The 18,640-nt window shown below is 71.0% G+C and carries 17 protein-coding genes; 15 read left to right on the top strand and 2 right to left on the bottom strand.

Annotation, left to right across the window (positions count from 1 at the left end):
* Positions 1-10: 10 nt before the first annotated feature.
* Positions 11-1,078 carry a phenylalanine--tRNA ligase subunit alpha gene (gene pheS / locus ACIBVP_RS34690; protein ID WP_396110684.1) on the top strand — a complete coding sequence of 356 codons (1,068 nt, stop codon included), beginning with the start codon at positions 11-13 and terminating at the stop codon, positions 1,076-1,078.
* Positions 1,079-1,112: 34 nt separating this feature from the next.
* Entirely contained in the window at positions 1,113-3,623 is a 2,511-nt protein-coding gene (gene pheT, locus ACIBVP_RS34685; protein ID WP_396110683.1) for a phenylalanine--tRNA ligase subunit beta, read from the top strand.
* A gap of 103 nt (positions 3,624-3,726) precedes the next feature.
* On the opposite strand, the gene ACIBVP_RS34680 is transcribed toward pheT, so the two are convergent.
* Both ACIBVP_RS34680 and ACIBVP_RS34675 read right to left on the bottom strand, forming a co-directional pair.
* Entirely contained in the window at positions 3,727-4,512 is a 786-nt protein-coding gene (locus tag ACIBVP_RS34680; protein ID WP_396110682.1) for an aminoglycoside N(3)-acetyltransferase, read from the bottom strand.
* 19 nt (positions 4,513-4,531) lie between these two features.
* Positions 4,532-5,218, bottom strand: coding sequence for a DNA alkylation repair protein (locus ACIBVP_RS34675; RefSeq protein WP_396110681.1), 687 nt, complete (start codon positions 5,216-5,218; stop codon positions 4,532-4,534).
* A 172-nt stretch (positions 5,219-5,390) separates the two neighbouring features.
* On the opposite strand from ACIBVP_RS34675, the gene ACIBVP_RS34670 reads away from it, so the two are divergent.
* The 13 genes from ACIBVP_RS34670 (at position 5,391) to tyrS (ending at position 18,193) form a co-directional block, all read left to right on the top strand.
* Complete coding sequence (locus tag ACIBVP_RS34670; protein WP_396110912.1) at positions 5,391-6,950, top strand: alpha/beta fold hydrolase; 1,560 nt, start codon at positions 5,391-5,393, stop codon at positions 6,948-6,950.
* A gap of 110 nt (positions 6,951-7,060) precedes the next feature.
* Entirely contained in the window at positions 7,061-8,077 is a 1,017-nt protein-coding gene (gene argC / locus ACIBVP_RS34665) for an N-acetyl-gamma-glutamyl-phosphate reductase (protein ID WP_396110680.1), read from the top strand.
* Complete coding sequence (gene argJ, locus ACIBVP_RS34660; protein ID WP_396110679.1) at positions 8,074-9,231, top strand: bifunctional glutamate N-acetyltransferase/amino-acid acetyltransferase ArgJ; 1,158 nt, start codon at positions 8,074-8,076, stop codon at positions 9,229-9,231. The genes argC and argJ overlap by 4 nt, the downstream gene beginning before the upstream one ends.
* Entirely contained in the window at positions 9,228-10,115 is an 888-nt protein-coding gene (gene argB, locus ACIBVP_RS34655) for an acetylglutamate kinase (protein ID WP_396110678.1), read from the top strand. Before argJ ends, argB begins: the two co-directional genes overlap by 4 nt.
* Positions 10,112-11,302 (top strand): acetylornithine transaminase, encoded by a 1,191-nt coding sequence (locus ACIBVP_RS34650; protein WP_396110677.1) that lies wholly within the window; start codon positions 10,112-10,114, stop codon positions 11,300-11,302. The genes argB and ACIBVP_RS34650 overlap by 4 nt, the downstream gene beginning before the upstream one ends.
* 1 nt (position 11,303) lies before the next feature.
* Entirely contained in the window at positions 11,304-12,221 is a 918-nt protein-coding gene (gene argF / locus ACIBVP_RS34645; RefSeq protein ID WP_396110676.1) for an ornithine carbamoyltransferase, read from the top strand.
* Entirely contained in the window at positions 12,218-12,736 is a 519-nt protein-coding gene (locus ACIBVP_RS34640) for an arginine repressor (protein WP_396110675.1), read from the top strand. The genes argF and ACIBVP_RS34640 overlap by 4 nt, the downstream gene beginning before the upstream one ends.
* Positions 12,729-12,965 carry a hypothetical protein gene (locus ACIBVP_RS34635; RefSeq protein WP_396110674.1) on the top strand — a complete coding sequence of 79 codons (237 nt, stop codon included), beginning with the start codon at positions 12,729-12,731 and terminating at the stop codon, positions 12,963-12,965. Before ACIBVP_RS34640 ends, ACIBVP_RS34635 begins: the two co-directional genes overlap by 8 nt.
* A complete protein-coding gene (gene argH, locus ACIBVP_RS34630; RefSeq protein WP_396110673.1) occupies positions 12,958-14,367 on the top strand; it encodes an argininosuccinate lyase in 1,410 nt (469 codons plus the stop codon). Before ACIBVP_RS34635 ends, argH begins: the two co-directional genes overlap by 8 nt.
* A gap of 49 nt (positions 14,368-14,416) precedes the next feature.
* Positions 14,417-14,986 carry a winged helix-turn-helix domain-containing protein gene (locus ACIBVP_RS34625; RefSeq protein WP_396110672.1) on the top strand — a complete coding sequence of 190 codons (570 nt, stop codon included), beginning with the start codon at positions 14,417-14,419 and terminating at the stop codon, positions 14,984-14,986.
* Positions 14,983-16,224, top strand: a complete 1,242-nt coding sequence (locus tag ACIBVP_RS34620; RefSeq protein WP_396110671.1) for an MFS transporter — start codon at positions 14,983-14,985, stop codon at positions 16,222-16,224. Before ACIBVP_RS34625 ends, ACIBVP_RS34620 begins: the two co-directional genes overlap by 4 nt.
* A gap of 10 nt (positions 16,225-16,234) precedes the next feature.
* Positions 16,235-16,873 carry a DNA-3-methyladenine glycosylase gene (locus tag ACIBVP_RS34615; RefSeq protein WP_396110670.1) on the top strand — a complete coding sequence of 213 codons (639 nt, stop codon included), beginning with the start codon at positions 16,235-16,237 and terminating at the stop codon, positions 16,871-16,873.
* Positions 16,874-16,918: 45 nt separating this feature from the next.
* Positions 16,919-18,193, top strand: a complete 1,275-nt coding sequence (tyrS, locus tag ACIBVP_RS34610; RefSeq protein WP_396110669.1) for a tyrosine--tRNA ligase — start codon at positions 16,919-16,921, stop codon at positions 18,191-18,193.
* Positions 18,194-18,640: the final 447 nt, after the last annotated feature.

Genomic DNA, 18,640 nt, shown 5'->3' with positions numbered 1-18,640 from the left:
CCAGCTCTCTATGTCCGCAGCCAACGACTCCTACGATCCGAAGCAGGTCGCGGCCCTCGCGCCCGAGACGCTGCAGGCTGCCGTGGAGCAGGCGCGCAAGGAGTTCGCGGCCGTGGGCGACCTGGTGGCGCTGGCCTCGGTCAAGCCGGCCCACCTGGGGGACAAGGCGCCGCTGATGGTGGCCCGCCGCGAGATCGGCGCGCTGCCGCCGAACGCGAAGGCCGACGCGGGCAAGCGGGTCAACGAGGCGCAGAAGGCGGTGCGCGAGGCGTTCGAGGAGCGCCGCGTGCAGCTGGAGGCCGACCGTGACGAGCGGGTGCTCCGCGACGAGGCCGTCGACGTCACACTGCCGTGGGACCGTGTCCCGCGCGGCGCCCGGCACCCGCTGACCACGCTGTCCGACCGGATCGCGGACGTGTTCGTGGGCATGGGCTGGGAGATCGCCGAAGGGCCCGAGGTCGAGACCGAGTGGTTCAACTTCGACGCGCTGAACTTCAAGAAGGACCATCCGGCGCGCACCATGCAGGACACGTTCCACGTGGCGCCCGCCGACTCCGGCCTGGTCCTGCGCACCCACACGTCGCCGGTGCAGATCCGCTCGCTGCTGGAGCGTGACCTGCCGGTCTACGTCGTGTGCCCGGGCCGCACCTTCCGCACCGACGAGCTCGACGCCACCCACACCCCGGTGTTCCACCAGGTCGAGGGCCTGGCCGTCGACAAGGGCCTGACGATGGCCCACCTGAAGGGCACGCTGGACGCGTTCGCCAAGGCCATGTTCGGCGACACGTCCAAGATCCGGCTGCGCCCGTCGTACTTCCCGTTCACCGAGCCGTCCGCGGAGCCCGACGTGTGGTTCCCGGAGAAGAAGGGCGGCGCGGGCTGGGTCGAGTGGGGCGGCTGCGGCATGGTCAACCCGAACGTGCTGCGTGCCTGCGGCATCGACCCGGACGTCTACTCGGGCTTCGCGTTCGGCATGGGCATCGAGCGGACGCTGCAGTTCCGCAACGGCATCCCGGACATGCGCGACATGGTGGAAGGGGACGTCCGGTTCACGGCCCCCTTCGGCACCGAAGCCTGATCGCGTCACACCCGTCAGTAGGAGAGGTAACACCGTGCGGGTTCCCGTCAGCTGGCTCACCGAGCACCTCGAGACGGACGAGCACTACTCCGCGGAGCAGATCGCCGAGGCGTTCGTCCGGGTCGGTCTCGAGGTCGAGGAGGTCACGCCACTCGGGCCGGTGACCGGTCCGGTCGTGGTCGGCCGCGTCGCCGAGATCGAGGAGCTCACCGAGTTCAAGAAGCCGATCCGGTACTGCAAGGTCGAGGTCGCGGAGGCCGAGGACCACGACGACGTCATCGAGGGTGAGCCGCGGGTGCGCGGCATCGTCTGCGGCGCGACCAACTTCGCCGAGGGCGACCTCGTGGTGGTCGCGCTGCCCGGCGCCGTGCTGCCCGGCGGGTTCGCGATCACCGCGCGCAAGACGTACGGCCGGGTCAGCAACGGCATGATCTGCTCGGCCCGCGAGCTGGGGCTCGGCGACGAGCACTCGGGCATCCTCGTGCTGCCCAGCGGTGAGGCGGGCGCCGGTGACGACGCCGTCGAGCTGCTCGGCCTCGACGAGAGCGTGATCGAGCTGTCGATCACCCCGGACCGGGGCTACGCGTTCTCCATCCGCGGCCTCGCCCGCGAGCTGGCCTGTGCGTTCGACATCGCCTACCGCGACCCGGCCGCCATCGACGTGCCGGGAGCCGAGGGCGACGCGTTCCCGGTGACGGTCGAGGACGAGGCCGACTGCCCGCGCTTCGTCGCGCGCCGCGTCACCGGGGTCGACCCGACCGCGCCGACCCCGTTCTGGATCCGGCGCAGGCTGATGCTGGCCGGCATCCGCTCGATCTCGCTGGCCGTCGACGTCACGAACTACGTGATGCTCGAGATGGGCCAGCCCATGCACGCCTTCGACACCCCGTCGATCAAGGGCGGGCTGGTCGTGCGGCACGCGAAGCCGGGGGAGAAGCTCACCACCCTCGACGACTCGGTGCGTGAGCTGGACCCGGACGACATCATCATCGCCGACGACACCGGCCCGGTCTCCCTGGCCGGCGTGATGGGTGGCGGGAGCACCGAGGTCCGCGACGACAGCACCGACATCCTGCTGGAGGCCGCGGTCTGGGACCCGGCGTCGATCGCGCGGACCGTGCGCAGGCACAAGCTGCCGTCCGAGGCCTCGAAGCGGTTCGAGCGGCACGTCGACGCGAACATCCCGCCGATGGCGCTGGAGCGGGCGGCGCGCCTGCTGCGTGACCACGCGGACGGCAGCATCAAGCCGGGCCGCACCGACGTGGGCGGCGTGACCCAGCTCCCCACCGTGACCATGCAGCTCGGCCTGCCGGACCGTGTCGCGGGCACGAAGTACGAGCGCGGCGCGACCGTGCGGCGGCTCCAGCAGATCGGCTGCACCACGGAGGTCGTCACCGGCGACGACGGCAAGGCGTACGTGATCGCGCAGCCGCCGACGTGGCGCCCCGACCTCGCTGAGCCCGCCGACCTGGTGGAGGAGGTGCTGCGGCTCGAGGGCTACGACACGATCCCGACCGCCATGCCCGCCGCCCGCCCAGGCCAGGGCGCCACGCCGAGCCAGCGCCGCAGGCGGTCCGTCGGCCGTGCGCTCGCCGAGGCGGGGTACGTCGAGGTCATCCCGTTCCCGTTCGTGTCGCCGTCGGTGTGGGACTCGCTCGGCATCGACGCCGAGGACTCCCGCCGCCGCACCGTCACGATCCTCAACCCGCTCGAGGCCGACCGCAGCGAGCTGGCCACCACGCTGCTGCCCGGTCTGCTGGACGCGGTGGTGCGCAACACCTCCCGCGGCATGCGTGACCTGGCGCTGTTCCACATCGGGCAGGTGACGTTGCCGAAGGCGCAGCAGGTGCCGGTGCCCGAGGTCGGTGTCGCGGGCCGCCCGAGCGACGCGGAGATCGCGAGCCTGCACGCCGCGCTGCCGCAGCAGCCGGTGCACACGGCCGTGGTCCTCGCCGGCAACCGTGAGCGTGCCGGGTGGTGGGGTGCCGGCCAGCAGGCGAGCTGGTCGGACGCCGTGCGCGCGGCGCAGATCGTCGCGGAGGCCGCCGGTGTCGAGCTGACCGTGAAGGCGGGCGCGCTGGCGCCGTGGCACCCCGGCCGCTGCGCGCAGCTGCTGGTCGGTGACCTCCCGGTGGGCTACGCGGGTGAGCTGCACCCGAAGGTCGTCGACAAGCTCGGGCTGCCGAAGCGGACGTGCGCGATGGAGCTGAAGCTCGACGCGCTGCCGCTGGTCGACAACCGGCCCGCGCCGTCGCCGTCGCCGTACCCGCCGGTGCTGCTGGACGTGGCGCTGGTCGTCGACGAGGCCGTGCCGGTCGCCGAGGTCGCGGCCACGCTGCGTGGCGGCGGTGGTGACCTGCTCGAGGAGCTGCACCTGTTCGACGTGTTCACCGGTGAGCAGGTCGGTGAGGGCAAGCGGTCGCTGGCGTACTCGCTGCGGTTCCGTGCCCCGGACCGGACGCTGACGGTGGAGGAGGCCACCGCGGCCCGCGACGCCGCCGTGTCGGCCGCCGCGTCGAGGTTCGGCGCCGCGCTGCGCGCCTAGGCGGTTCCCGGGAACGGGACGCCGGTCAGGCGCCGCGCGGTGCAAGTCCCCACACCCGACCGACGGGGGCAGCGCGATCTCCTGGTCGAGGTCCATCGGCGTCCTATTCGCCGTGGCGGTTGGTCCGCAGCCAGTCGGTCGCGAACGCCACGGCCTCCCGCACCGGGAACAGGCGTGCGTCCGCGTTGCCGACCTGGCCGTGCAGGATCGTGGCCGTCGGTTCGTAGGCGGCGCCGAGCCGGTCGAAGTCGTCGCTGTCGGTGGCGACGTCGACGTAGGTGATCCACTCGCGGCCACGTTCGGTGCGGACGGCGCCGCTGTGTTCGGTCTTGCGCATCGGCACCCGGTACTCCGCGAGGTGGAACGCCGTGCACACGTCGAACCCGACACCGAGCAGCAGCACCCGTGCACCCACGTCCTCCAGCGCACGCAACGGGGAACCCTCGCCCAGCTGGCTGTCCAGGTCGTGCCGTGCCATCAGCGCCGCCGCGTTCGCGCCGATCGCCGCGAACGACGTGTGCGGGTGGTCGCTGCGCACCGCACCCGGCCACGTCCGCACCGACTCCGCGACCGCGCCGATGCCCCGGCTCGGCGTGATCGCCGGGTCGAACGCGGGCATGTGCTCGCGGATCGTCGGCCACCACTCCTCCGGGACCGGCGGCCGAGACCAGTGCTTCGGGTCGGAGTTCCCGCCGGTCTGCGCCGGCACCACGAGCGTGCCGTCCGGACCGAGCACGTCGAGCAGTGCCTGCACCACGGCCACCTGGCCGCCCGGTACCCAGCCGATGGCCTTCATGGACGAGTGCGCGATCACGGTGTCACCGGCGACCAGACCGAGGGCGGTGAGATCGGCGGCCAGGGACGTCCGCGTGGCGGGCAGTGCGGTCACACGGTCATCCTGCCAACGGCTACAAGTGCTTTAGCGCCTCCCGCACGGACAGCGGCGACAGGCCGGGGTGACCGTCCACGAAGGCACGGACCCAGCCCGGCTCGGTGCGCGCGAACTGCCGCAGCGCCCACCCGATGCCCTTGCGGACGAAGAAGTCCCGGTCGTCGATGTTCGCCTCGATCGCGTCGGTCAGCAGCGCGGTGTCGGTGGCCTCCTTGAAGCCGAGCTGGCAGATGATCGAGGTGCGGCGCTTCCACAGGTGCTCGTCGCCCGCCCACGCACGCATGACGGGTGTCAGTTCGCCCGGGTGGTCCCGTAACAGCGGGCCGATCCTGCGGTTGGCGATCTCGTCCACGTAGTCCCACCACGCGCCGGTGACGATCATCTCCTCGTACAGCGGCAGCAGCGCCGGGGTCTGCCACGCCCGGTACGCCCGGTGCCCGGTCAGGTCGATCGCGATGTACCGCTCCTCGCGGTACCCGGCCTCGCGCCACAGGGTCAGCGCGGCCGTCCGCAACGCGGTCTCGTCCGGCAGTGGGTGCGCGGCGAACAGTTCCTTCGCCAGCGCCTTGCGTTCCGGTGACGCCACACCGCGGTAGGGCAGCTCGGACTTCATGTACCGCTGCATCTCCGGCGCCTTGCGCGGATCGCCGACGGCGGCGAGACCGGATCGCGCCGCGGCGATCAGGGCATCGGGTTCGTCCATGGGGCGCAAGCTACGTCACCCCACCGACAACCCGTGCGAGCCGCGTGTTCGAGTGGTCGCTTTCCGTGCGGTCACGATACGGTAATGCGACTTTCGATGTGTTCCCCATTCGCTATTTCGGAGGCAGGCTCATCCGGTGATCAAAGCTAAGAGAATCGCCGCCCTATCGGGGATCGCGGCCATCGTGCTCAGTGGACTGACCGCGACAACGGTCGCTTCCGCTGCACCGGCGAAATCACCCGAATTCACTCCAGAACCCATCCAATGGGGTGAATGCGACAATCCCCGGTTGGTGCAGGCCGGCGCCAAATGCGGCTTCCTCGAGGTCCCTCTCGACTACGCGAAGCCGGACGGGGAGAAGATCAAGCTCGCCGTCTCCCGGGTGACGCACAAGAGCCCGGATTCCGAGTACCAGGGCCCGATGCTGGTGAACCCCGGCGGTCCGGGCGGCTCCGGCCTGATCTACTCGGTCTTCGGCGACTTCGTGCCGGACGGCGGTGGCGACTCCTACGACTGGATCGGCTTCGACCCGAGGGGGGTCGGCGCCAGCCAGCCGTCCCTTTCGTGTATTCCGGACTACGACGGCTACAACCGGCCGTACTTCGTGCCGGTCACGCCCGCGCTCGAGCGGACCTGGCTCACGCGTTCGGAGAATTACGCGGACGCGTGCGGTGAGAACGGCGGAAAACTGCTCGATCACATGACGACCGTCGAGTCGGCGAACGACATGGAGAGCATTCGCAAGGCACTCGGCGCCGAGCAGATCAACTACTACGGGTTCTCGTACGGCACCTACCTGGGCCAGGTGTACGGCACCCTGTTCCCCGACCGCTTCCGCCGCGTGGTCTTCGACGGCAACGTGAACCCGAAACGGGTCTGGTACAAGGCGAACCTCGACCAGGACATCGCGTTCGACCGCAACATCAAGGTCTACTTCGACTGGATCGCCACGTACGACAACGTCTACCACCTCGGTACGACGGGCCGTCAGGTCGAGGCGCTGTTCTACCAGAAGCAGGCCGAGCTGCGACGCGAGCCGGCGGGCGGCAAGATCGGCCCGGACGAGTGGACCGACATCTTCCTGCAGGCCGCCTACTACGTGTACGGCTGGGAGGACATCGCCAACGCGTTCGCGGGCTATGTCCACGACGGTGACTGGCAGACGCTGGTCGAGCTGTTCGGCACGCCCCCGTTCGACGACAACGGGCACGCCGTGTACCTCGCGGTGTCCTGCACGGACACCCAGTGGCCGTCGAACTGGAACAAGTGGCGCGTCGACAACTGGCTCACGCACCTGCGTGCCCCGTTCGAGACGTGGGGCAACGTGTGGTTCAACGCCCCGTGCGTCTTCTGGCCCGCCGCGGCGGAGAAGCCGGTGCGGGTCGACGGCCGCGGGGTCGACAGCGCGCTGCTGATCAACGAGACGCTGGACTCGGCGACGCCGTACTCCGGTGCCATCGAGGTGCGCAAGCTGTTCCCGAACTCGGTGCTCGTCGAGGGTGTGGGCGGCACCACTCACTCAGGGTCCCTCTCCGGTGTGCAGTGCACGGACAGCATCATCACGGAGTACCTGAAGACGGGTGCGCTGCCCGAGCGCAAGCCGGGCAACGGCTCCGACGTGCAGTGCGAGCCGGTGCCGCAGCCGGTGCCCACGGCCGCGGCCGACAAGCGTGCGGCGTCGGTCCCCTCGGCCGATCCGCGCGCCGAACTGGCGGTCGCGGTGCCGCGATGACCGCGCGGTGACCGTGTGGTGACGGTGGAACGGGCGCTCCCGGGGCATCCTGGGAGCGCCCGCCCGCATCTCGGTTGAGTGAGTTTGCATGAGCGTGCATAATCATCCAGGTGACGATCAGAATCGCCGTGGGTGGCGCCAGCGGGTACGCCGGGGGTGAGTTGCTGCGGCTCCTGCTCGGTCATCCCGAGGCGGAGATCGGCGCGCTGACCGCAGGCGGCAACGCGGGCACGGCGCTCGGCGCGCACCAGCCCCACCTCCTGCCGCTCGCGGACCGCGTCCTGGCCGAGACCACGCCCGAGCAGCTCAGCGGGCACGACGTGGTCTTCCTCGCACTGCCGCACGGCCACTCCGCCGAGATCGCGGCCCGGCTCGGCCCCGACACGCTCGTGATCGACTGCGGTGCCGACCACCGGCTCGAGAACGCGGCCGACTGGACCCGCTGGTACGGCGGTGAGCACGCGGGCACCTGGCCGTACGGCCTGCCCGAGCTGCCCGGTCACCGCGAGAAGCTCGTGGGCGCCAAGCGGGTCGCCGTCCCCGGCTGCTACCCGACTGGCGCGTCCCTGGCGCTGGCTCCGGCGTTCGCGGCGGGCATCGTCGAGCCGGACGTGGTGATCGTCTCGGTCAGCGGCACGTCCGGCGCGGGCAAGTCCCTCAAGCCGCACCTGCTCGGGTCCGAGGTCATGGGCTCGGCGAGCGCGTACGGTGTCGGCGGCGCCCACCGGCACACCCCGGAGATCGCGCAGAACCTCGGGCGGATCGCGGGGGAGAAGGTCGCGGTCTCGTTCACGCCGGTGCTCGCGCCCATGCCGCGCGGGATCCTGACCACCGCGTCCGCACCGCTCACGGCCGACGTGGACCCGGACGAGGTGTACCGCAAGGCCTACGCCGACGAGCCGTTCGTCCACGTCCTCGAGAACTCGTGGCCCGCGACCGCCGCCACGCTCGGCTCCAACGCCGTGCAGCTGCGTGCCACCGTCGACCGCGACGCCGGCCGCCTCGTGGTGGTCGCCGCGCTCGACAACCTGACCAAGGGCACCGCGGGCGCGGCCGTCCAGTCCATGAACATCGCGCTCGGCCTGCCGGAGGCGACCGGCCTGTCGACTGTGGGAGTAGCACCGTGACCATCAACGCCCCCAAGGGTTTCCGGGCCGCGGGAGTCGCCGCCGGGATCAAGGAGAGCGGCAACAAGGACCTGACCCTCGTGGTCAACGACGGCCCACTGGACCTCGCCGCCGGGGTCTTCACCCGCAACAAGGTGAAGGCCGCGCCCGTCCTGTGGTCCCAGCAGGTCCTGGCGACGGGCCGCGTGAAGGCGGTCGTCCTGAACTCGGGCGGCGCCAACGCGTGCACCGGTCCGGAGGGTTTCCAGGACACGCACGCCACCGCCGAGCACGTCGCGGCCACGCTGGGGATCGGCGCGATCGACGTGGCCGTCTGCTCGACCGGCCTGATCGGCGCCCGACTGCCGATGGACAACCTGAAGGCGGGCGTCACCGCTGCCGCCGCGCGGCTCGCCTCCAGCGAGGAGGCGGGTGTCGACGCGGCCACGGCCGTCATGACCACCGACACCGTGCCCAAGCACGCCAGGTCGGTCCAGGACGGCTGGGCACTCGGCGGGTTCGCGAAGGGCGCGGGCATGTGCGCGCCGAACATGGCGACGATGCTGTCGGTCGTCACCACCGACGCCGTCCTCGACCAGTCCGACCTGGACGCCGCGCTGCGCGACGCCGTGAACGTGACCTTCAACGCACTCGACGTCGACGGCGGCACCTCCACCAACGACACCGTGCTGCTGCTGTGCTCCGGCGCGTCCGGCAAGGCGGTCCCGGTCGCGGCGTTCACGGCCGCGCTGACCGGGCTCTGCCGCGACCTGGTCGCCCAGCTGCAGGCGGACGCGGAGGGCGTCACCAAGCACGTCACCGTGACCGTCGCGGGCGCCGCCACCGACGCGGAGGCCGAGGCGGCCGCCAGGGTCATCGCGCGCGACAACCTGTGCAAGACCGCGTTCTTCGGCTCCGACCCGAACTGGGGCCGGATCGCGATGGCTGTCGGCAACGCGCCCACCGACTTCGACCCGGCGAAGCTCGACATCACGATCAACGGCGTCGCGGTCTGCGTCGCGGGCGGCGCGGGGGAGGACCGGTCGAAGGCGGACCTGTCCGGCCGCGACATCACCGTCGAGGTCGACCTGCACGCCGGGGACGGCAAGGCCACCGTGCTGACCACCGACCTGTCGCACGGCTACGTCGAAGAGAACAGCGCGTACTCGTCATGACGATCCCGCAGGCAGCCGAGAAGGCCGCCGTCCTGATCGAGGCACTGCCGTGGCTGCAACGGTTCCACGGCGCGACGGTGGTCGTGAAGTACGGCGGCAACGCGATGGTCGACGAGGAGCTGAAGGCCGCGTTCGCGCAGGACATGGTGTTCCTGAAGCTCGCCGGGCTGCACCCGGTCGTGGTGCACGGCGGCGGCCCGCAGATCACCGCCATGCTCAACCGGCTCGGCATCCCCGGCGAGTTCAAGGGCGGCCTGCGGGTCACCACGCCGGAGACCATGGACGTGGTCCGCATGGTGCTCACCGGTCAGGTGTCCCGCGAGCTGGTCGCGCTGATCAACGCGCACGGCCCGTACGCGGTCGCGATCTCCGGCGAGGACGCGAACCTGCTCACCGCACAGCGCCGCACCACGGTCGTCGACGGCGCGGAGGTCGACCTCGGCCTGGTCGGTGAGGTGGTCGCGGTGAACCCGGACGCGGTGCTCGACATCGTCCGCGCCGGCCGCATCCCGGTCGTGTCCACGGTCGCCCCGGACGCGGACGGCCTGGCGCACAACGTGAACGCCGACACGGCCGCCGCCGCGATCGCGGTCGCGCTGGAGGCCGAGAAGCTCGTCATGCTGACCGATGTCGAGGGCCTGTACGCGGATTGGCCGGACAAGGACTCGCTGCTCAACCAGGTCCGCGCCGACGAGCTGGAGAAGATGCTGCCGGGCCTCGCCAGCGGGATGATCCCGAAGATGGAGGCGTGCCTCGCGGCCGTGCGCGGCGGGGTGCCGCGCGCCCACGTGATCGACGGCAGGCTCGCCCATTCCGTGCTGCTCGAGGTGTTCACCGGCAGTGGCGTCGGCACGATGGTTCTTCCCGAGGAGGGACAAGCATGATCTCGTCCAATGTGGACGGCCAGGCCAGGTGGCAGGCGTCCCTCATGGACAACTACGGCACGCCCGCGCTGACGCTGGTGCGCGGCGAGGGCGCGTACGTGTGGGACGCCGACGGCAACCGCTACCTCGACCTCGTCGGCGGCATCGCCGTCAACGCCCTGGGGCACGCGCACCCGGCCGTCGTGGCCGCGGTGACCGAGCAGATCCAGACGCTGGGCCACACGTCGAACCTGTACGTCAACCAGGTCACCGTCGAGCTGGCGGAGGAGCTGCTCGACGTGGCCGGGCTCGCGGGGCAGGCGAAGGTCCTCTTCTGCAACTCGGGTGCGGAGGCCGTCGAGGCCGCGCTGAAGCTCTCCCGGCTCACCGGGCGCAGCAAGGTCGTGGCCTGCGAGGGCGCGTTCCACGGCCGCACCATGGGCGCGCTCACGCTGACCGGGCAGCCGGCCAAGCGGGAGCCGTTCGCGCCGCTGCTGCCGGACGTCGAGCACGTCCCGTTCGGCAACGCCGAGGCACTGGCCGCCGCGGTCGACGACCACACCGCCGCCGTGATCATCGAACCGGTGCTCGGCGAGGGCGGTGTCCACCCGGCGCCCGCCGACTACCTGCGGGCGGCCCGCCGGATCACCACCGAGCACGGCGCGCTGCTGATCGTCGACGAGGTGCAGACCGGTCTCGGTCGCCTCGGCACGTGGTTCGCGTTCCAGCAGGCGGGCATCACCCCCGACGTGATCACGCTCGCCAAGGGCCTCGGCGGCGGCCTCCCGCTCGGCGCGTGCATCGGCGTCGGTGCGGTCGGCGACCTGCTGAAACCGGGTCAGCACGGCACCACGTTCGGCGGCAACCCGGTGTGCTGCGCCGCGGGGCTCGCGGTGCTGCGGACCATCGCCGCCGACGGCCTCGTCGAGCACGCCGCCGCGCTCGGCAAGGAGATCGCCGCGGGTGTCGAGTCGCTCGGCCACCCGCTGGTCAGCGAGGTGCGGGGGAGCGGGTTCCTGCTCGGCATCGGGCTCACCAGGCCCGTGTCAGGCGCGGTCGCCGCCGCCGCGCAGAAAGTCGGCTACCTGGTCAACAACGTACAGCCGGACACGGTCCGGCTGGCGCCGCCGATGACCCTCGACGCCGACCAGGTGCACGGCCTCCTCGACGCCCTGCCCGGCGTCCTCGACACGGCACAGGAGGCATGACGTGGTCCGGCACTTCCTGCGTGACGACGACCTGACCCCCGACGAGCAGCTCGCCGTGCTCGACCTCGCCGACCGGATGAAGGCCGACCGGCTCGGTTTCGACGGCCTGGTCGGCAAGTCGGTCGCGACGATCTTCGAGAAGAACTCGACGCGCACCCGCCTGTCGTTCGAAGTGGGCATCCAGCAGCTCGGCGGCCAGCCGATCGTCGTCGACGGCCGCACCATGCAGCTCGGTCGTGAGGAGACCATCGAGGACACCTCGCGGGTGCTGTCCCGCTACGTCGACGCGGTCGTGTGGCGGACGTACGCGCAGAACCGGATCATCGCGATGGCCTCGGCGTCACGGATCCCGGTGATCAACGCGCTGACCGACGAGTTCCACCCGTGCCAGGTGCTCGCCGACCTGCAGACCATCCGTGAACGGCACGGCAGGCTGGCCGGCGTCACCCTCGCCTTCCTCGGCGACGGCGCCAACAACATGGCCCACTCGCTGCTGCTGGGTGGCGCCACGGCCGGTCTGCACGTCCGCGTCGCGCACCCCGACGGGTTCGCACCGCACCAGGACGTGCTGATCGACGCGAAGGAACGCGCGTCCGAGACCGGGGGCTCGGTGACCGTCGTGACCGACCCGCACGCCGCGGTCGACGGCGCGGACGTGCTGGTCACCGACTCGTGGACGTCCATGGGCCAGGAGAACGACGGCAAGGACCGGGTCGCGCCGTTCCGCCCGTTCCAGGTCAACGCGTCGCTGCTGGCGCGGGCCGCCGACGGCGCCATCGTGCTGCACTGCCTGCCCGCGCACCGCGGCTGGGAGATCACCGACGAGGTGCTGGACGGCCCGTCCAGCGCGGTGTGGGACGAGGCGGAGAACCGGCTGCACGCGCAGAAGGCCCTGCTGTCGTGGCTGGTGACGGCATGACGTCGGTGTCCAACACGACGCGCGTCGCGCGGCAGGCCAGGATCGTCGAGATGGTCTCCACGATGGCCATCCGCAGCCAGACCGAGCTGGCGAGGCTCCTCGCCGGCGAGGGCATCGAGGTCACCCAGGCGACCCTGTCGCGGGACCTCGACGAGCTGGGCGCGGTCAAGCTGCGCGGCGTCGACGGCGGCGCTGCCGTGTACGTGATCCCCGAGGACGGCGCGCCCGTGCGCGGCGTGCAGGGCGGCACGTCCCGGCTGTCGCGCCTGCTCACCGAGCTGATGGTGTCCGCGGACTACTCGGCGAACCTGACCGTGTTGCGAACCCCGCCCGGTGCCGCGCAGTTCCTCGCGAGCGCGATCGACCGGGCAGCGCTGCACGAGGTCGTCGGCACCATCGCGGGCGACGACACCGTGATGGTCATCGCCAGGGAACCCCTGTCCGGCAGGGACCTGGCGGCACGCTTCACCGCCCTGTCGGCGGGTACGTACGAAGGAGAAGGGGACGATGGGTGACGAGCTGGTCATCACCTTCGACAACGGTGTCCCGGTCGCCATCGACGGCGAGACGGTGACCGCGCTGCAGGCGATCCAGCAGATCTGCCGCCGCGCGAGCACGCACGCGCTGGACACGTTCGTCGAGGTGTCGCAGCAACACGTTTCCGGCGAGGTCCACCTGGTGCTGCACGCCGGTCGTGCGGTCGTGACGGAACCCCGCCCCGAGAAGAGGTACGAAAATGTCTGAGCCGTCCGCCCTGTGGGGTGGCCGCTTCTCCTCCGGCCCGGCCGAGGCGATGGCCAAGCTGTCGCTGTCGACCCACTTCGACTGGCGTCTCGCGCCGTACGACATCGCCGGGTCACGTGCCCACGCGAAGGTGCTGCACAACGCGAAGCTGCTGACCGACGACGAGCTGACCGGCATGCTCGCCGCGCTCGACTCGCTGGCCGCCGACGTCGCGTCCGGCGCGTTCACCCCGGTCCTCGCCGACGAGGACGTGCACACGGCCCTCGAACGCGGCCTCATCGAGCGGGCGGGCCCGGAGCTGGGCGGCAAGCTGCGGGCGGGCCGGTCGCGGAACGACCAGGTCGCGACGCTGTTCCGGATGTGGCTGCGCGACGCCGCCCGCCGGATCGCCGCCGGGGTCGGCCACATCGTGGAGGCGCTGCTCCACCAGGTCGACCAGCACCCGACCGCCGTCATGCCGGGCCGCACGCACCTGCAGCACGCGCAGCCGGTGCTGCTGGCTCACCACCTGCTGGCCCATGTCCAGCCGCTGCTCCGCGACGTGGACCGGCTGCGTGACTGGGACAAGCGTGCCGCCGTCTCGCCGTACGGGTCGGGCGCGCTGGCCGGTTCGTCGCTGGGACTCGACCCCGAGGCGGTCGCGAAGGAGCTGGGTTTCGACGCGTCGGCGGAGAACTCGATCGACGGCACCGCGTCCCGCGACTTCGCCGCCGAGATGGCGTTCGTGCTGGCCATGCTGGGCGTGAACCTGTCGCGGATCGCCGAGGAGACGATCATCTGGACGACCGCCGAGTTCGGCTACGCGACGCTCGACGACGCGTGGGCGACCGGCTCGTCGATCATGCCGCAGAAGAAGAACCCGGACGTCGCGGAGCTGACCCGCGGCAAGGCCGGTCGGTTGATCGGCAACCTGACCGGCCTGCTCGCCGTGCTGAAGGCACAGCCGCTCGCGTACAACCGCGACCTGCAGGAGGACAAGGAGCCGCTGTTCGACTCGGTCGAGCAGCTGGACCTGCTGCTGCCCGCCATCGCGGGCATGATCGGCACGCTCACGTTCCACACCGACCGCATGGCCGCGCTCGCTCCGGCCGGGTTCACCCTCGCGACGGACATCGCGGAGTGGCTGGTGCGGCAGGGCGTCCCGTTCCGCGTCGCCCACGAGGCGGCGGGGGACTGCGTGCGGGTCGCCGAGTCACGCGGCGTGGGGCTGGAGGACCTGACCGACGAGGAGCTGGCGGGCGTGCACCCCGCTCTGTCGCCCGAGGTCAGGGACGTCCTGACGGTCGACGGCTCGATCGCGTCCCGCGACGCGTACGGCGGCACCGCCCCGGCGCGCGTGGCGGAGCAGCGCGCCCGCGTCGACGAGGTGCTCACCGACCTGGCGACATGGTTTGCACAATAGTTGTGCACAACTATTGTGCAACAAAAGTGTGCACAGTTAGTGTGCACGTATGGCCAACCTCCACCTGGACAGCCGCGCCCTGCGGGTTCTCGCCCACCCGCTCCGGGCGCGGCTGCTCAGCGAACTGCGCCTCAACGGCGCCGCCACGGCCACCCAGCTCGCCGGGCGCCTGTCCACCAACACCGGCGCCACCAGCTACCACCTGCGCAAACTCGCCGAGGTCAACCTGGTCGTCGAGACAGGGGAGGGCACGGGCAAGCAACGGTTCTGGATGCCCGCGCAGGAGTCGCACAGCTGGTCGGACACCGACCACAAGGATGACCCGGACGCGGCCGCCGCGGCGCAGTGGCTGCAGCAGCACTACGCCGCTCACTTCGCCGAGATGCACGCCCGCTGGGAGGACGAACGCCGGTACTGGCCGGACGCGTGGCGCGCCGCCGCACACACGTCCGACTACCTGCTCACCGTCACGGTCGAGGAACTCGACGAGCTGATGACCGAACTCGAGTCGGTCATGGACCGCTTCCGGGAGAACGTCGGCGACGAACCCCGCCCGGGCGCCCGCCGGGTCGCGGTCATGCTCAACGCGATGCCGGTCAACCCGGAAGACAGACCATGACCGGCGCACAGGCACGCAACCGCTACCTGTTCCTGCTCTTCCTGCGCTGGTTCCCGGTCGGCCTGTGGGTGCCGATCGTGGTCCTCCTGCCACTCGACCGCGGCCTCACCCTCGCCGAAGCCGGCCTGGCCGCGTCCCTGCAGGGTTTCGTCGTCCTCGCACTGGAGCTGCCGACCGGCGGTCTGTCCGACTCCTGGGGGCGGCGCCCCGTCCTGCTCCTGTCGTCCGTCGTCGGCCTCGCCTCGGTGGTCCTGCTGATCTTCGCCGACAGCTTCGCCATGTTCGCCCTGGTCTGGGTGTTGCAGGGCATCTACCGCGCACTGGACAGCGGCCCGCTCGAGTCCTGGTTCGTCGACGCGACACTGGCCGCCGACCCTGACGCGAAGCTCGAACGCGGTCTGTCCGCGGGCGGCACCGTCGCGGGCGTCGCCATCGGTACGGGCGCGCTCGTGACCAGCGGCATCGTCGCGTGGGTCCAGCTGCCTGGCGTGCCAACGCTCGTGCAGCCGGTCCTGCTCATCCTCGCTCTGCAGGTCGCCGGCTTCGCCGCCCTCGCGCTGCTGGTCCGGGAGGCCCCGCACCCGAACGGCAAGCGCTCGCTGCTCGCCTCGGTGCGCGACGTCCCGAAGGTGATCGCCGAGGGCACTCGCATCGTTCGCGGTTCGCGTGTCCTCCTCTGCCTGCTCGGCGTGTCCCTGTGCTGGGGCTTCGGCATGGTCACGTTCGAGGTGCTGATGCCGGTCCGGCTGTCCGAACTGGTCGGCAGCGAGGAACAGGCCGCGGCGCTGACCGGCCCGGTCAGCGCCGCCGCCTGGTTCGTGAACGCGCTCGGCGCGGCGGCGATCACGCTGCTGACCGCACGCATCGGCGTCGGACGCACCGCCGTCCTGCTGCCACTGCTGCAGGGTGGCGCGATCGTGGTCATGGGACTCGCGGCCGGTCCCGCGGGGGTGATCGCGGCACACCTGGTCTGCTACGCGGCGCACGGCGCGCGGGGGCCGGTCGGCATGACGCTGCTGCACCGCGAGGTCACCAGCGCACACCGGTCCACCGTGATGTCGATCAGTTCGATGGTCTGGCAACCGGCGGGCGCGCTCGGCCAGATCCTGCTCACGCTGCTCGCGTCCGGTGTCTCGACCGGCATCGCGATCGTCGCGGGCGGCGTCGTGCTGGCGCTGGCGGCGCCGCTGTACCTGCCCGCAGTGCGTGCCGAGCGACGGCAGCCGACGCCCGTATAGGGTCGGGCGCATGTCCGTTGCCGGTGCCACACCACTGGACCGGCAGCTCAGCAGGGAGGAGCTGGCGGTCGACCCGATCGACGCCGCGAAGCTCCTGCTCGGATGCGTGCTCGACGCCGGTGACGTGCGGGTGCGGCTCGTCGAGGTGGAGGCGTACCGGGGCGGCGACGACCCGGCGTCGCACTGCTACCGCGGCAAGACTCCGCGCAACGAGGTCATGTTCGGTCCCGCGGGCCACCTCTACGTGTACTTCGTCTACGGCATGCACTTCTGCGCCAACGTCGTGTCGCTCACCGACGGCGTGCCCGGCGCGGTGCTGCTGCGGGCGGGCGAGGTGGTCGGCGGACTGGACGTGGCGCGGTCCCGGCGACCCGCGTCCCGCAGCGACGCCGAGCTGGCAAAGGGCCCGGCCCGGCTCACGTCCGTGCTCGGTCTGGAACGCGGCCACAACGGCGTCGACCTCACCGACCCGGAGTCACCGGTCCGGTTGTACGCGGGCGATCCGGTGCCCGCGGAGCGCATCCACGCAGGTCCACGCGTCGGCGTGGCCGTCGCCATGGACGTGCCGTGGCGGTTCTGGATCGAGGGCTCACCCGCGGTGAGCGTGTACCGCCGCGGCGGAAAACGCCGGGTCAGGACGGTCGGCTGATACTCGCGCGACCCGCCGGGCAGGGGTGCGAGAGTATTGGTGACCGTGACGGAGCACATCCTCGACGAGCTGTCCTGGCGCGGGTTGATCGCGCAGTCCACCGACCTCGACGCGCTGCGGCGCGACCTCGACGCCGGTCCGCTGACGCTGTACGCGGGTTTCGACCCGACCGCACCGAGCCTGCACGCGGGTCACCTCGTGCCGCTGCTGATGCTCCGTCGCTACCAGCAGGCCGGGCACCGGCCGATCGTGCTCGCCGGCGGCGCCACCGGCATGGTCGGCGACCCGCGTGACGTGGGCGAACGCTCGCTGCACGCGGCGGACGTGGTGGCCGAGTGGGCGGAGCGGATCCGCGGCCAGCTCGAACGGTTCGTCGACTTCGACGACTCGCCGACCGGCGCGGTCGTCGCCAACAACCTCGACTGGACCGGTGAGCTTTCGGTCCTGGAGTTCCTGCGGGACGTCGGCAAGCACTTCTCGATCAACGTGATGCTCGCGCGGGAGACGGTGAAGCGCCGCCTCGACACCGACGGCATGTCGTTCACCGAGTTCAGCTACCTGCTGTTGCAGTCCAACGACTACCTGCAGCTGCGCCGGCGCTACGGCTGCGCGCTGCAGGTCGGCGGGTCGGACCAGTGGGGCAACATCGTCGGCGGGGTGGAGCTGATCCGCCGCGTGGACGGCGACTCCGTGCACGCGATGACGACACCGCTGGTCACCGACGCCGAAGGGCGCAAGTTCGGCAAGTCCACCGGCGGCGGCAACGTGTGGCTCGACCCCGAACTGACCTCGCCGTACGCCTGGTACCAGTACTTCGTGAACGTGGGGGACGCCGACGTGCTCCGCTACCTGCGGATGTTCACGTTCCTGCCGCGCGAGGAGATCGACGCGCTGGAGAAGGACACCGTGGAACGCCCCCATCTGCGTGCCGCGCAGAAGCGCCTGGCCGCGGAGTTCACGACCCTCGTGCACGGGCAGCACGCGACCGACCAGGTCGTGGCCGCGAGCGGTGCGCTGTTCGGGCGGGGGGAGCTGCGCGACCTCGACGAGTCGACGCTGACCGCCGCCATGGCCGAGGTGCCTACGGGGACCGCCCGTCTCGCGGACAAGCCCACGATCGTCGACCTGCTCGTGACGTCCGGGCTCGTGGAGAGCCGGGGTGCCGCGCGCCGCGTCGTGAACGAGGGCGGGGCGTACGTGAACAACCAGAAGATCGCCGACGAGGAGTGGACACCGGCCACCGGCGACCTCCTGCACGCGCGGTGGCTCGTGGTTCGTCGGGGCAAGCGGAACACCGCCGGCGTCGACTGTGTCCGATGATCGCTCCGCGAGCCCCGCGATTCGCCCCCTGACCTGCGGAAACGCACGTTAAGGGGGGGTGGGTGAAACGGGGTTTTCGGGGGCGTGTAACTTTCTCTCTGCCAGCGCGGAACGGGCCGGAAAGCCGGAAGGCCAGACCGGAACGGAGCGCAGGCAGGGGGGTCGCGAACCAAGCTCTCACGCAGGTGATAGAGTGGGCGACCTCAGGCCGAGAGAGATCGAGGCCGATGCTAAGCTAGAACAAGCCCCCAGAAGATAGCTCTTGCAGTGTCCGATGGGTGTGCGTGTGTTGTTTGAGAACTCAACAGTGTGCCGATTCAAAATGCTAGTGAGCTTGTGCCTGGCCTCTTTTGATTAGAGCTAGGTATTTATTGCTGGGATTTGTTTCTCTTCACATAAAGCATTGTTGGAGAGTTTGATCCTGGCTCAGGACGAACGCTGGCGGCG

It is taken from the genome of Actinophytocola sp. NPDC049390 (genome assembly GCF_044466355.1).
In the GTDB taxonomy this organism is placed as follows: Bacteria; Actinomycetota; Actinomycetes; order Mycobacteriales; family Pseudonocardiaceae; genus Actinophytocola.
This window is presented reverse-complemented; position numbering and strand designations above follow the sequence as displayed.

Coding starts and splice junctions, on each gene's coding strand:
- ACIBVP_RS34620 (WP_396110671.1), top strand. CDS start 14,983: ATGACCGGCGCACAGGCACGCAACCGCTACCTGTTCCTGCTCTTCCTG.
- ACIBVP_RS34640 (WP_396110675.1), top strand. CDS start 12,218: ATGACGTCGGTGTCCAACACGACGCGCGTCGCGCGGCAGGCCAGGATC.
- argB (WP_396110678.1), top strand. CDS start 9,228: ATGACGATCCCGCAGGCAGCCGAGAAGGCCGCCGTCCTGATCGAGGCA.
- pheS (WP_396110684.1), top strand. CDS start 11: ATGTCCGCAGCCAACGACTCCTACGATCCGAAGCAGGTCGCGGCCCTC.
- ACIBVP_RS34635 (WP_396110674.1), top strand. CDS start 12,729: ATGGGTGACGAGCTGGTCATCACCTTCGACAACGGTGTCCCGGTCGCC.
- ACIBVP_RS34675 (WP_396110681.1), bottom strand. CDS start 5,218: ATGGACGAACCCGATGCCCTGATCGCCGCGGCGCGATCCGGTCTCGCC.
- ACIBVP_RS34615 (WP_396110670.1), top strand. CDS start 16,235: ATGTCCGTTGCCGGTGCCACACCACTGGACCGGCAGCTCAGCAGGGAG.
- argH (WP_396110673.1), top strand. CDS start 12,958: ATGTCTGAGCCGTCCGCCCTGTGGGGTGGCCGCTTCTCCTCCGGCCCG.
- ACIBVP_RS34625 (WP_396110672.1), top strand. CDS start 14,417: ATGGCCAACCTCCACCTGGACAGCCGCGCCCTGCGGGTTCTCGCCCAC.
- ACIBVP_RS34650 (WP_396110677.1), top strand. CDS start 10,112: ATGATCTCGTCCAATGTGGACGGCCAGGCCAGGTGGCAGGCGTCCCTC.